Here is a 14,376-nt window from a genome sequence, read left to right as displayed (position 1 = left end):
CGCTTAAGACAGCTTGGTGGTCAAATCAATTGATTGACCTTCGGCAAGCTGAACAAACGCTTTTTTAATATCAGAACGGCGCCCTAAACGACCTTTGAATCTCTTAGTTTTACCCTTTAATACAAGAGTATTGACACCCAATACTTTGACACCAAACAAAGTTTCGATTGCTACTTTGATTTGTGTTTTTGTTGCATTTGGAGCCACTTTAAAAGCAACCTGATTTTTTTCAGATAGCATCGTTGCTTTTTCAGTAATCAAAGGCGCACGAATGATATTAAACATCGCTTCGCGAGACATTGTTTCTGCTTTGCGACGAAGAGCTAGAATATTTGTCATACTAAGCGCTCCTTCAACCCATCAACTGCAGCACGAGTAATAGCTAGAACATCATGATTCAAAATATCATAAACGTTAGCACCAATCGCAGGAAGAATATCTACAGAATGGATATTTCTTACTGCGTGACCAAAATTTTCATCAACAGCTGTATCCACAATCAATGCAGAATTCCAACCTAACACTTTTAGTTTTGCAGCCAATTCAGCGGTTTTAGCAACACCATTAGCTTGATCAATAATGACCAATTTTCCTTCTGACAATTTCTGTGATAAAGCAGAAATTAATCCAAGTCTTCTCACTTGCTTAGGTAGGCTATATCCGTGGTCACGAACCACTGGACCATGAACAACACCACCAGTACGGAAGTGTGGGCCACGTAAAGAACCTTGACGTGCATTACCAGTACCTTTTTGGCGGAATGGCTTTTTGGTAGTTCCAGAAACTTCACCACGCCCTTTAGCTTTGTGCGTACCAGCACGACGTTTTGCAAGTTGCCAATGAACAACTCTCGCCATGATATCTGCACGAGGTTGAACTTCGAATAACTCAGCAGGAAGCGTGATATTACCAGCACTTCCATTATCGAGGGTTTTGATTTCTACATCCATTTCCCTCAACCTTTCTCTGCTACCGTTGCTAATGCAGCAGGAAATGGTGCATCCGCATGACGGGCTTTCTTGATCGCATCACGTACGAGGACAAAGCCATTCTTTGCACCAGGCACTGAACCTTTAATCATGATCAAATTTTTCTCAACATCTACAGCAGCGACTTCTAAATTTTGAGTGGTAACTCTTTCATCACCCAAATGCCCTGCCATCTTCTTATTTTTAAAAGTTTTACCAGGATCTTGACGATTACCTGTAGAACCATGTGAACGGTGACTCACTGAAACACCATGGGTTGCTTCCAAACCACGGAAGTTCCAACGTTTCATCGCACCAGCGAAACCTTTACCTTTACTGGTTCCAGTTACGTCAACTTTTTGACCTGCAACAAAATGTGCAGCGGTCAATGCTGATCCTGATTCAAGTAACGCATCTTCAGAAACTCTAAATTCAACAAGCTTCTGTTTTGGCTCAACTTTTGCTCGTGCAAAGTGACCACGGTTTGGCTGACTAACGTTCTTAACTTTAGCTTTACCAATACCTAATTGAACAGCTGTATAGCCGTCACGGTCTTGTGTACGAGTATCTACTACTTGCACTTCATCTAAGTGCAAAACAGTGACTGGCACATGTGTGCCGTCCTCTTTAAATAGTCGGGTCATCCCCAACTTTTTTGCGATCAATCCTGTACGCATCGTCTGGACCTTATAGCTTTATCTCGACATCCACGCCAGCGGCGAGGTCAAGTTTCATGAGAGCATCCACGGTCTGCGGGTTAGGCTCAACAATATCTAACAAACGTCGATGAGTTCTAATTTCGAACTGTTCACGACTCTTCTTATCGATATGAGGAGAACGGTTAACTGTAAACCGCTCAATATGCGTTGGTAAAGGAATTGGTCCTCTTACCTGCGCCCCCGTACGCTTCGCTGTATTTACAATTTCTTTGGTGCTGTTGTCAAGCACTCTGTAATCGTAAGCTTTGAGGCGAATACGGATATTTTGGCTTTCCATCTTCTATTTGCCTAATCATAATAACGGATCTAAAAAGCCGATCCTATATAGCAACAAGATTCCCAGCCAGAAAACTGACTGAGAATCCAAACTTAAGAGCTAGAAATTATTCTGTGATTTTAGCAACCACACCAGCTCCAACAGTACGTCCACCTTCACGAATAGCGAAGCGTAGACCTTCATCCATAGCAATTGGTGCAATCAATTCAACATCCATCGCAGCATTATCACCAGGCATTACCATTTCAATGCCTTCTGGTAAATGCACAACACCTGTTACGTCCGTTGTACGGAAGTAGAATTGTGGACGATAATTTGTAAAGAATGGAGTATGACGTCCACCTTCTTCTTTTGTAAGAATATAAGCCTCAGCTTTAAATTTGCTATGAGGTTTGATTGCGCCTGGTTTAGAAAGAACTTGACCGCGTTCAACATCTTCACGTTTTGTTCCACGAAGAAGTGCACCAATATTGTCCCCAGCTTCCCCACGATCGAGAAGTTTACGGAACATTTCAACACCAGTAACAGTTGTTTTAGTTGTAGGACGAATACCTACAATTTCAACTTCCTCGCCAACATTCACTTCACCACGCTCTACACGGCCGGTAACAACTGTACCACGACCTGAAATAGAAAATACGTCTTCGATCGGCATCAAGAATGGACGATCAACTGGACGTTCAGGTTGAGGAATATATTCATCAACAGCATTCATAAGATCTAGAACACGGTTTTTGCCTAATTCAGCATCGCCATCTTCAAGAGCTACTAATGCAGATCCTTTAATGATGGGAATATCATCACCAGGGAAATCATATGAAGAAAGAAGTTCACGGATTTCCATTTCAACCAATTCAAGAAGCTCTGGATCATCCACTTGGTCACATTTGTTCATGAATACAACCAATGCAGGAACGCCAACCTGACGTGCCAACAAGATATGTTCACGAGTTTGTGGCATTGGACCATCTGCTGCAGACACAACAAGAATAGCACCATCCATCTGTGCAGCACCAGTGATCATGTTTTTAACATAGTCAGCGTGACCGGGACAGTCAACGTGAGCATAGTGACGTTTGTCGGTTTGATATTCAACGTGTGCTGTTGAAATGGTAATACCACGAGCACGCTCTTCAGGTGCTTTATCAATCATATCATATGCAGTAAATTCTGCACCACCAACTTCTGCTAATACTTTTGTAATAGCAGCTGTTAATGAAGTTTTACCATGGTCAACGTGACCAATAGTACCAATATTACAGTGCGGTTTATTCCGCTCAAATTTAGCCTTTGCCATTCTCTCTCTCCGTTACTTGGACAGCCCAAGATTTTCGGTTAAAAGGTTAACCTAAACTCAGTTTACTTACCAGCGATAATGACTGAATGCTTTGTTTGCTTCAGCCATACGATGTGTATCTTCACGCTTTTTAACAGCAGACCCACGATTATTCACTGCATCCAACAATTCGTTAGATAGTCTTTCTTCCATGGTATTTTCACCACGTTTACGAGACGAATCAATCAACCAACGAATAGCCAACGCCTGACGTCGATCTGCACGAACTTCTACAGGCACCTGATAAGTTGCACCACCTACACGGCGAGAGCGAACTTCAACAGCTGGCTTTACGTTATCTAATGCTTCATGAAACAAACGTACTGGATCTGCTTCTGCACCACCACGGGCACGCAATGTTTCCAATGCTCCGTAAACGATTTTTTCAGCGACAGATTTTTTTCCATCATACATCAACGCATTCATGAAACGCGTGATGACTACATCACCAAATTTTGGATCGGGAAGTATCTCACGCTTTACTGCGCGGTGTCGGCGACTCATGCCTATTATTCCTCTTATTTTGGACGTTTAGCACCATACAAAGAACGACGTTGACGTCGCTTTGCAATACCTTGTGTATCCAGGACACCACGTAAAATATGATAACGTACACCTGGTAAATCTTTAACACGCCCGCCGCGTATCAAGACCACACTATGTTCTTGCAAGTTATGACCTTCACCAGGAATATAACTCACCACCTCGTAACCATTTGTCAGACGTACCTTTGCAACTTTACGCAATGCTGAGTTCGGCTTCTTTGGTGTTGTTGTATAAACACGAGTACATACCCCTCGTTTTTGCGGACATCCCTGCAAAGCAGGAACCTTATTGCGCTTGGCAGCAGGTTCGCGGCCTTTAGCGATTAATTGGTTAATGGTCGGCATTCGCCTTTCCCGATCCTTACTATTTCTAGGTTAAGCAATTTAATATATATTGACTTAACGGTCATTTACAACACTCTTGTATCTAAACAAACGATAGATACTTCTTACTGAATACATCCAATATAAAAAAAAGCAAAGGATTTCTTTGAACTTTGTTTCCATAAAAATGTATTTAATTCAACGAACAATGATGCTTTATTTACCACCAAATCATAAATCTTGCAAGGTAAATTATTTACCTTCAGATGCAAGACTTAAAGACCCTGTTGGAAACAAAGCATTTTATTTCCGCCAAAAGACGAAAATAACCCGTATTTTAAATTGATCGGATAGATCAAGACCTATCCGATCAATATGAAATTAATAGAATCGTTTTCTTATAGCCTATTTTGCGGCCTCTGTCACGTCTTCCATTTCATTTTCTTGTGCAATATTTACATCTAAAGAATCTTTAGACTGAATTTGCATCCGAGCATCAGCTAATCTTTGTTTATCACGAGAATAAGCTAATGCTCTAAAGCGGTTCATCACGCTACCCGTTCCTGCAGGAACTAAGCGCCCGACGATAACGTTTTCCTTAAGACCCATCAATGTATCAACTTTACCAGCAGATGCTGCTTCGGTTAATACGCGAGTGGTTTCTTGGAAGGATGCCGCAGAAATAAATGATTTCGTTTGCAATGCAGCTTTAGTAATCCCCTGTAGTACAGGTGATGCCACAGCTGGACGTTCATTCGCATTCATCCGCTTGATATTTTCTTGTTCAAATTCAAGGCGATCAATGGTTTCGCCAACCAGATAGGTTGTATCACCAGGATCGGTAATTTCAACTTTTTGCAGCATCTGACGAACAATCACTTCAATATGTTTATCGTTAATTTTCACCCCTTGAAGGCGATAAACACTTTGAATCTCGTCAATCAAATAATCTGAAAGAGCTTCAACACCCAGAACTTTCAAAATATCATGGGGAACACGTGGCCCATCAACCAATGGATCACCACGACGAACAAAGTCACCTTCTTGAACAGAAATATGTTTACCTTTTGGAATCAGATATTCTGTTTCTTCTCCAGTTTCTTCATTACGTACAACGATACGGCGTTTAGCTTTGTAATCCTTACCAAATTCGACGATACCATCATTCTCTGCAATAATAGCGTGGTCTTTTGGTCTGCGCGCTTCAAACAACTCCGCAACACGAGGCAAGCCCCCTGTAATATCACGAGTTTTTGAACCCTCACGTGGAATACGTGCCAACACATCACCAGCATTTACATCAACACCATTTTCTACAGATAACAAAGAATCTGGTGATAAGAAATAACGTGCATCATTCCCATTCGCAAGCTTCATGACTTCTCCGTTTGAATCTTTCAATTGGAGTCTTGGTCTTAAGTCACGGGATTTGCTGGTTTGTTTGTAATCCACCACAACTTTAGAAGATAAGCCTGTGACTTCATCCATACGCTCAACCAGAGTAATACCTTCAATCAAGTCTTGATATTCAATTGTACCTGATTTTTCAGTAATAATTGGAAGGGTGTATGGATCCCACTCTGCCATTTTCTGATTACGCGTGACCTTAGCCGCATTTTTAACCAACAGTCTTGCACCATAAGGAATACGATAACGTGCGCGCTCAACTTTGTTTTCATCTAATAAGACAATTTCGCAGTTTCTGGACATCACAATATCGAAACCTTGACTGTTTTGAACCACATTCAAGTTTAAGATTTTAATGCTGCCATCGCGAGATGCTTCCACCATTGATTGTTCTGCCCCTCTTTGAGCAGCCCCACCAATATGGAACGTACGCATAGTCAACTGAGTTCCAGGCTCACCAATTGATTGAGCTGCAATAACACCCACAGCTTCACCAATATTTACTGGCGTTCCACGAGAAAGATCACGACCATAACAATACGCACACACGCCAACTTGACTGTCACAAGTTAAAACAGAGCGAATCATCACGCTTTCAACGCCAGCTTTCTCAATGGTTTCAGCCTCTGCCTCTTCAACCAAAGTATTACGCGGATACAAGGTTTTACCTGATGCTGGATCAAGAACATCTGCAGCCAAAGTACGTCCTAAGATACGTTCAGACAGAGATGAAATCACTTCACCGCCATCCATCACAGCGCGCACTGTCAAACCGCGTTCTGTTTCACAATCTTGATCAATAATAATACAATCTTGCGCCACGTCCACTAAACGACGAGTCAAATATCCAGAGTTCGCAGTTTTCAAAGCCGTATCAGCAAGACCTTTACGCGCACCATGGGTAGACGTGAAGTAATCTAGAACGGACAAACCTTCTTTAAAGTTTGCGATAATCGGTTGTTCGATAATTTCACCAGAAGGTTTTGCCATCAAACCACGCATACCAGCAAGCTGTTTCATCTGAGCCGGTGACCCACGAGCCCCTGAATGGCTCATCATCCACACAGAGTTGATACGCTGACCAGGTTCTACACGTGAAATCTCTTTCATCATTGCAGCCTGAACTTCGTCAGTACAACGTGACCAAGCATCCACAACTTTGTTGTAACGTTCACCAGCAGTAATCAAACCATCTTGATATTGTTGTTCGAACTCTTTGACTTCTTCTGTTGTTTTTGCAACCAATTCCTGTTTAGCATCAGGAATAATCATATCATCCTTACCAAACGAAATCCCTGCTTTCGCAGCGTAAGCAAAACCAAGCCCCATCATACGATCAGCGAAAATAACACACTCTTTCTGACCACAATGACGATAAACCATATCAATAATATCAGAAATAGATTTCTTCGTTAATTGTTGGTTAATCAAATCAAAAGCAATCGCTGGATGTTTAGGAAGAATCTGAGAGATCAACATACGACCAGCTGTTGTGATTACACGTTGAGTAATAGGATTCCCTTCTGCATCTTTAGTTTCATAACGAGTACGAATTTTGTCATGCAACTTAATTGCTTTAGCTGATAAAGCATGTTCGATTTCCCCAATATTTGCAAATACTGGAGCACCTTCTTTGATCAAACGTCCTTCTGCATCATATTCTGCTTGATCTGGTGTCAATTTAAATTCAGGAATATCCAAACTTAAATAATAAAGTCCTAACACGATATCTTGTGAAGGCACAATAATCGGCTTACCACTTGCAGGACTTAAGATATTATTGGTAGACATCATCAAAACACGTGCTTCTAATTGAGCTTCTAGGCTCAACGGCACATGCACAGCCATTTGGTCACCGTCAAAGTCAGCGTTAAATGCTGTACAAACCAATGGATGCAATTGAATAGCCTTGCCCTCAACCAATATAGGTTCAAAAGCTTGAATACCTAAACGATGCAATGTCGGCGCACGGTTCAACATCACTGGATGCTCGCGAATAACTTCTTCAATAATATCCCAAACTTCTGGACGTTCTTTTTCAACCATACGCTTCGCAGCTTTGATGGTTGTAGCATGTCCATATTTTTCAAGTTTCGAATAAATAAATGGTTTGAATAGCTCCAGAGCCATTTTCTTTGGCAAACCGCATTGATGCAATTTTAGTTCAGGACCCACAACAATAACGGAACGACCTGAATAATCAACACGTTTACCAAGCAAGTTCTGACGGAAACGACCTTGTTTCCCTTTCAGCATGTCTGCCAAAGATTTTAATGGACGTTTATTCGCACCCGTAATTGCGCGCCCTCTGCGACCGTTATCAAATAACGCATCCACAGATTCTTGTAACATTCGTTTTTCGTTACGAACGATGATATCTGGTGCACGAAGCTCCATTAATCGTTTCAAACGGTTATTACGGTTAATTACGCGACGATATAAATCATTCAAATCAGAAGTAGCAAAGCGACCACCATCTAACGGAACCAATGGTCTTAATTCCGGTGGGATCACAGGGACAACATTCATAATCATCCATTCTGGACGACAACCGCTTTCAGCAAATGCTTCTACTAATTTTAAACGTTTGACTAATTTCTTACGTTTAACTTCTGATGTTGTTTCTTTTAATTCAGCACGAAGATCAACCTTATCAACATCACAATCAATGTTAATCAAGATTTTTTTAACTGCTTCTGCACCGATACTGATTTCTACACCTTCATGCCCATATTCATCCATGGCATCAAGATATTGCTCCTCGGAAAGCAGACTATATTGTTTTAAAGGAGAAGTTCCTGACTCTAAAACAACATAATTCTCAAAGTAAAGTACACGCTCAAGATCTTTTAACGTCATATCAACCATAAGGCCGATACGGCTTGGTAAAGATTTCAAGAACCAAATATGTGCAACAGGACTTGCCAGTTCAATATGCCCCATACGTTCACGGCGTACTTTAGCAAGCGTAACCTCAACACCACATTTTTCACAGACAATACCACGGAACTTCATCCGTTTATATTTTCCGCACAAACATTCATAATCTTTGATAGGCCCGAAAATGCGGGCACAGAATAGTCCATCTCGTTCTGGTTTAAATGTACGGTAATTAATGGTCTCTGGTTTTTTAACTTCACCATAAGACCATGACCGTATCTGCTCAGACGAGGCTAATTGAATTTTAATTTGATCAAACGTCATTGCTTGGCCTGATTGACCAAGAATTTTCATAAGTTCATTCATTCGCCATAAACCCTTTGGGGGATAGAGGCGTTATTAAATATAACACCTCTTTATTAAAATACTTACAAACCAAATCAATATGCTTATTCAGCACTTTGTTCCAGTTCAACATTCAAACCGAGCGATTTCAGTTCTTTAATCAATACGTTAAAGCTTTCTGGAATACCTGCTTCAAAGTCATCTTGATCTTTAACAATCGCTTCATACACTTTCGTTCTACCAGAAACGTCATCAGATTTAACCGTCAACATTTCTTGTAATGTATATGCAGCTCCATAAGCTTCCAACGCCCAAACTTCCATTTCCCCGAAACGTTGGCCACCAAATTGAGCTTTACCACCCAATGGCTGTTGTGTAACCAAGGAATACGGTCCAATTGAACGTGCGTGAATCTTATCATCAACCAAGTGATGCAATTTCAGCATGTAAATATAACCAACTGTCACTGGACGTTCGAAAACTTCACCTGTGCGACCATCAATTAACGTGCTTTGTCCAGATGGATTCAATCCTGCTTGGGTCAACATGCCTTCAATATCAGGAATACTTGCACCATCAAACACAGGGGTCATGATCGATACACCCTTGCGGATATCGTTACAGAATTCAACCAACTCATTATCATCAAGATCAACAATTTTTTCCTGGTAAGTTTTTTCACCATAAATTGTTTTAAGACGATCCAAAAGCTCCTGCTTCTTCTCACCTTGACGAACATAATCATCGACCACTTGACTAACTTGCTTACCAATATTGGCACAAGCCCAGCCCAAATGCGTTTCAAGAATCTGTCCAACATTCATACGAGAAGGCACGCCCAGTGGATTCAATACGAGATCAACAGACGTTCCATCTTCAAGGAAAGGCATGTCTTCAACGGGAACAACACGGGAAACAACCCCTTTGTTACCATGACGTCCCGCCATTTTATCACCAGGTTGTAATTTACGTTTTACGGCAATGAAAACTTTAACCATTTTCATTACGCCCGGAGGAAGCTCATCGCCACGTTGTAATTTATCAACTTTATTGTTGAAACGTGCTTGAACACCAGCAACTTCACGATCGAAATCTCGTTTAACTGCTTCGATATTGGCCATGACTGTATCGTCAGCAACAACAATATTGCGCCAAGCCCCTTTAGGATGCTCTGACAGTACGTCAAGTGTCAATACAGTTCCTGAAGGAATCCCTTTGAAACCAACACCAGCAGTTTGATCCAATAAGTTTTCTCTTAAACGATTATAGAATGAACGCTCTTGAATAGCCAATTCATCGTCACGGTCTTTACTCAAACGTTCAATTTCAGCACGTTCAATCGCCATCGCACGTTCGTCTTTATCAATACCACGACGGGAGAATACACGGACATCAACAATCGTACCGCTGGTTCCAGGAGGAAGTTTTAATGAGGTATCACGAACATCAGAAGCTTTTTCACCGAAAATAGAACGTAAAAGTTTTTCTTCTGGTGTCATTGGGCTTTCACCCTTAGGCGTAATTTTACCGACTAAAATATCACCAGGGTTAACTTCTGCACCGATATAAACGATCCCAGCTTCATCCAAATTGCGAAGTGCTTCTTCACCAACGTTTGGAATATCACGTGTGATTTCTTCTTGCCCTAATTTTGTATCACGAGCCATGACTTCGAATTCTTCAATATGAATTGAAGTAAATACGTCATCACGAGCGATACGTTCTGAAATCAAGATCGAATCTTCGAAGTTATATCCATTCCAAGGCATAAACGCGACCAACACGTTGCGCCCCAAAGCCAACTCACCTAATTCCGTTGAGGGACCATCAGCGATGATATCACCCGCCTTAATCTGATCACCCACGTAAACAAGCGGACGTTGATTAATGCATGTTGATTGATTCGAACGGGTATATTTACGTAAGCGATAAATATCTACACCTTGAGTGGAACCATTCTCATCCGTAGCACGAACGACGATACGCGCACCGTCAATCTGATCAACAATACCACCACGTTTTGCGACAATAGTTGCTCCTGAGTCACGAGCAACGGCTGCTTCCATACCTGTTCCCACCAAAGGTGCGTCAGAACGAATCAACGGCACAGCCTGACGTTGCATGTTCGAACCCATTAATGCACGGTTCGCATCATCGTTTTCCAAGAACGGGATTAAAGCTGCCGCGACAGACACCAATTGTTTTGGAGAAACGTCACAAGCCGTCACATCTTCTGGTTTCACCAACTGGAAGTCACCACTCTTGCGAACAGAAACTAACTCATCAGTCAAATTACCTTCAGCATCCTGCTTCGCATCAGCCTGAGCAACAATTAGCTTGTCCTCTTCCATAGCGGATAGATATTTCCATCCATCTTGCAATTTGCCGTCTTGCACCAAGCGATAAGGTGTTTCAATGAATCCGTATTTATTCACTTTCGCGTAAGTAGATAGTGAGTTAATCAACCCAATATTCGGCCCTTCAGGCGTTTCAATCGGACAAATACGACCATAATGCGTTGGATGAACGTCACGAACTTCAAACCCTGCACGCTCACGAGTCAACCCACCTGGTCCCAACGCAGACAAGCGGCGTTTATGGGTCACTTCGGATAATGGGTTGGTTTGATCCATAAATTGTGACAACTGAGAAGAACCAAAAAACTCTCTAACAGCGGCAACAGCAGGTTTAGCATTAATTAAATCATGAGGCATGACGGTATCAATATCAACTGATCCCATACGCTCACGAATTGCACGTTCCATTCTTAACAAACCAAGGCGATATTGATTTTCCATCAATTCACCAACAGAACGCACACGACGGTTTCCAAGGTTATCAATATCATCGACACTACCTTGACCATCTTTAAGTTCACACATGATTTTAATTGTGCGAAGAATATCAACTTTACGTAAAACGCGAATTGTATCATCGCCAGGAACACCTAAGCGAATATTCATTTTTACACGACCAACGGCTGATAAGTCGTAGCGGTCATAATCAAAGAACAATCCACGTAATAAAGATTCAGCAGTTTCTGCAGTTGGTGGCTCACCAGGACGCATCACACGATAGATATCAACCAACGCATCGTCTCTGGAAGTATTTTTATCTGTAATTAATGTATTTCTAATCCAAGGCCCTGTGACATTATCTACAGCCAAAGTTGGAATTTCATCTAATCCAAGCTCTTCAAAACGATCTAGTGTGGCCTCTGTAAGCTCTTCACCAGCTTCAGCATAAATTTCACCCGTATTTTCATTCACCAAATCATGAGCAAAATAACGACCTAGTAACTCTTCTCTACGAACTAAAACGCTTTTTGTTTTTTCTGCAATTTTACGTACGGTGCGTGCAGTAAGCTTCACATTAACATCGGCAACCACTTCACCTGTATCAGCATCAACCAATGGAGCCAATAACTTCATATTACGGAAAGCATCTGGTTCGAATGAACGTGCCCAACCACCATCAATTTTTTTAAACGTAACTGTATTGTAAAAATAAGAAAGAATTTCATCGTCATCCATTCCACGTACTGGAATAGAATCTACATCCCCACCTTCTATTGCTTTTGCATCGCGCAATGCAATAGAGTTTTCGCCTTCGAGGGCGTACAACAATGTTGTAACAGGGAATTTTCTTTTACGATCAATACGAACGTAAATTAAATCTTTACTATCAAATTCAAAATCTAACCATGAACCACGATAAGGAATAATTCTGGCTGTAAATAAAAACTTACCAGAAGAATGCGTCTTACCACCATCATGATCAAAAAACACACCTGGACTACGGTGCATTTGCGATACAATAACGCGTTCCGTACCATTGACAATAAAGGTACCATTTTCCGTCATTAAAGGCATATCACCCATATAAACGGGTTGCTCTTTAATATCGCGAATAGAACGTGAACCTGTATCTTCGTCAATGTCCCATACAATCAAACGAAGAACGACTCTCAAAGGAGCCGCATAGGTCAATCCACGCTGAAGACATTCCTCAACATCATATTTCGGTTCTTCAAATTCGTAATTTACAAATTCGAGACGACCATTACCCGCAAAATCATTGATTGGAAAAATCGAACGAAATACTTCTTCCAACCCCATTAAGGAACGGTTCTCTGGCTTTACATCGCGCTGTAAAAAAGCCTCATAACTCGCCCTTTGCACATCAATAAGATTCGGCATTGGTGCGATTTCTGGAATCCGTCCAAAATTTTTGCGAATGCGCTTGCGTCCCGTGAACGATTTGCTTACCGCGTTCATCGTGTATTGTGCCCCATCGCTTGTTGCCAACTATATTTGTTTTTATCCATCATCTGTAAAACAAATAATCGGCTAATGATAACTAAAATATAACTCTCAACCAAAGAGTTACGCCTACCCCTAAAACCTAGGGAAACATATTTTATTTACGTCGTCAAAAAAAACTCTTTAACGACCAAGTAGGCGGACACCCAAACCTTGGGTTCCGCCCTACCGTAATCCTAAATCCAACGATATAGAGAAAGCCCTATAAACGTTTGATCCATAGCATTATTTAAATTCGACAGTAGCACCTTGTTCTTCAAGGGTCTTCTTAATTTTTTCTGCTTCATCTTTATTCACACCCTCTTTAAGAGTTTGTGGTGCACCTTCAACTAGATCTTTAGCTTCTTTTAAACCAAGACCTGTGATTGCGCGAACTTCTTTAATGACGTTAATTTTTTTGTCACCAGATTTAGCAAGAATTACATCAAATTCTGTTTTTTCTTCAGCAGCAGCAGCAGGAGCAGCAGCAGCAGCAACAGCAACTGGAGCAGCAGCAGAAACGCCCCATTTTTCTTCTAACATTTTAGAAAGTTCTGCAGCTTCCAAAACAGTTAATGCAGATAATTCGTCAACAATTTTAGCTAAATCAGCCATGATATCTATCCTATTTATATACTAATATAAGTGTTCAATACAAATTTACTAATAATTTAGCAAATTAATAAAAGCTTAATCTTATTAAGCCGCTTCACCTTTGTCCGCATAAGCGCCAAAAACCCGTGCCAATTGTCCAGCAGGAGCTTGAACAACACCAGCAATACGCGTAGCAGGTGTAGAAATAAGCCCAACCAGCTGTGCACGCAATACATCCAATGAAGGCAATTCTGCTAGAGCTTTAACTTGATTTAAATCAAGCATCTGCCCATCTAAATTACCACCAAGAATTTCAAGTTTATCATTGGTTTTGGCGAACTCGACGGCTACTTTCGCAACTGAAACTGGATCTTGTGCCCATGCAAGAGCAGTAGGACCAGTTAACAATGGGGTAATACCTTCGAATGGGGTACCTTTAGCAGCAAGGGTGACCAAGCGGTTTTTTCCAACTTTGTAAGTTGCACCAGCAGCGCGCATACGACGACGCAAATCTGTAACAGCAGCCACATCCAATCCTTTGTTACGTGTAACAACAAGCATTGATGTATTTGCGAAAACAGATGCCATGGAAGCAACAAAAGCTCGTTTTTCCGTGCGGTCCAAATCCCGTCTCCAATTTGATCAGTCAATCATTGACTGTTCAGGTTACCATTTAGATT

11 protein-coding genes are annotated in these 14,376 nt (G+C 41.4%); all 11 read right to left on the bottom strand.

All coding sequences use genetic code 11. The features are described from left to right. Nucleotides 1-3: 3 nt before the first annotated feature. Nucleotides 4-300 (bottom strand): 50S ribosomal protein L23, encoded by a 297-nt coding sequence (locus tag PQG54_RS00915; RefSeq protein ID WP_271789535.1) that lies wholly within the window; start codon nt 298-300, stop codon nt 4-6. 35 nt (nt 301-335) lie between these two features. Beyond that, on the bottom strand, nt 336-950 hold the full coding sequence (gene rplD / locus PQG54_RS00910; RefSeq protein WP_271789344.1) for a 50S ribosomal protein L4: 615 nt from the start codon (nt 948-950) through the stop codon (nt 336-338). Between the two features lie 5 nt (nt 951-955). Beyond that, nucleotides 956-1,645, bottom strand: a complete 690-nt coding sequence (rplC, locus tag PQG54_RS00905) for a 50S ribosomal protein L3 (protein ID WP_271789345.1) — start codon at nt 1,643-1,645, stop codon at nt 956-958. Nucleotides 1,646-1,655: 10 nt separating this feature from the next. Next, the gene (gene rpsJ / locus PQG54_RS00900) at nt 1,656-1,964 is read right to left on the bottom strand and encodes a 30S ribosomal protein S10 (RefSeq protein ID WP_040363643.1); all 309 of its coding nucleotides are present in this window, start codon (nt 1,962-1,964) and stop codon (nt 1,656-1,658) included. Nucleotides 1,965-2,070: 106 nt separating this feature from the next. Next, complete coding sequence (gene tuf / locus PQG54_RS00895; protein WP_271789346.1) at nt 2,071-3,261, bottom strand: elongation factor Tu; 1,191 nt, start codon at nt 3,259-3,261, stop codon at nt 2,071-2,073. A gap of 66 nt (nt 3,262-3,327) precedes the next feature. Further along, complete coding sequence (gene rpsG, locus PQG54_RS00890) at nt 3,328-3,804, bottom strand: 30S ribosomal protein S7 (RefSeq protein WP_271789347.1); 477 nt, start codon at nt 3,802-3,804, stop codon at nt 3,328-3,330. Between the two features lie 14 nt (nt 3,805-3,818). After that, nucleotides 3,819-4,190 carry a 30S ribosomal protein S12 gene (gene rpsL, locus PQG54_RS00885; RefSeq protein WP_003621118.1) on the bottom strand — a complete coding sequence of 124 codons (372 nt, stop codon included), beginning with the start codon at nt 4,188-4,190 and terminating at the stop codon, nt 3,819-3,821. A gap of 384 nt (nt 4,191-4,574) precedes the next feature. Continuing rightward, the gene (gene rpoC / locus PQG54_RS00880) at nt 4,575-8,822 is read right to left on the bottom strand and encodes a DNA-directed RNA polymerase subunit beta' (RefSeq protein ID WP_271789348.1); all 4,248 of its coding nucleotides are present in this window, start codon (nt 8,820-8,822) and stop codon (nt 4,575-4,577) included. 83 nt (nt 8,823-8,905) lie between these two features. Further along, nucleotides 8,906-13,078, bottom strand: a complete 4,173-nt coding sequence (gene rpoB, locus PQG54_RS00875; RefSeq protein WP_271789349.1) for a DNA-directed RNA polymerase subunit beta — start codon at nt 13,076-13,078, stop codon at nt 8,906-8,908. A gap of 270 nt (nt 13,079-13,348) precedes the next feature. After that, nucleotides 13,349-13,717: a 50S ribosomal protein L7/L12 gene (gene rplL, locus PQG54_RS00870; protein WP_271789350.1), complete on the bottom strand. Its 369-nt coding sequence runs from the start codon at nt 13,715-13,717 to the stop codon at nt 13,349-13,351. Nucleotides 13,718-13,801: 84 nt separating this feature from the next. Continuing rightward, complete coding sequence (rplJ, locus tag PQG54_RS00865; RefSeq protein WP_271789351.1) at nt 13,802-14,320, bottom strand: 50S ribosomal protein L10; 519 nt, start codon at nt 14,318-14,320, stop codon at nt 13,802-13,804. Between the last annotated feature and the right edge of the window lie 56 nt (nt 14,321-14,376).

The sequence above is a fragment of the Commensalibacter communis genome (genome assembly GCF_947179015.1).
In the GTDB taxonomy this organism is placed as follows: domain Bacteria; phylum Pseudomonadota; class Alphaproteobacteria; order Acetobacterales; family Acetobacteraceae; genus Commensalibacter; species Commensalibacter communis.
This window is presented reverse-complemented; position numbering and strand designations above follow the sequence as displayed.

Bases quoted from the DNA above. Each gene is read 5' to 3' on its own strand.
- PQG54_RS00915 (WP_271789535.1), bottom strand. From the start codon at position 300: ATGTCTCGCGAAGCGATGTTTAATATCATTCGTGCGCCTTTGATTACT.
- rplD (WP_271789344.1), bottom strand. From the start codon at position 950: ATGGATGTAGAAATCAAAACCCTCGATAATGGAAGTGCTGGTAATATC.
- rplC (WP_271789345.1), bottom strand. From the start codon at position 1,645: ATGCGTACAGGATTGATCGCAAAAAAGTTGGGGATGACCCGACTATTT.
- rpsJ (WP_040363643.1), bottom strand. From the start codon at position 1,964: ATGGAAAGCCAAAATATCCGTATTCGCCTCAAAGCTTACGATTACAGA.
- tuf (WP_271789346.1), bottom strand. From the start codon at position 3,261: ATGGCAAAGGCTAAATTTGAGCGGAATAAACCGCACTGTAATATTGGT.
- rpsG (WP_271789347.1), bottom strand. From the start codon at position 3,804: ATGAGTCGCCGACACCGCGCAGTAAAGCGTGAGATACTTCCCGATCCA.
- rpsL (WP_003621118.1), bottom strand. From the start codon at position 4,190: ATGCCGACCATTAACCAATTAATCGCTAAAGGCCGCGAACCTGCTGCC.
- rpoC (WP_271789348.1), bottom strand. From the start codon at position 8,822: ATGAATGAACTTATGAAAATTCTTGGTCAATCAGGCCAAGCAATGACG.
- rpoB (WP_271789349.1), bottom strand. From the start codon at position 13,078: ATGAACGCGGTAAGCAAATCGTTCACGGGACGCAAGCGCATTCGCAAA.
- rplL (WP_271789350.1), bottom strand. From the start codon at position 13,717: ATGGCTGATTTAGCTAAAATTGTTGACGAATTATCTGCATTAACTGTT.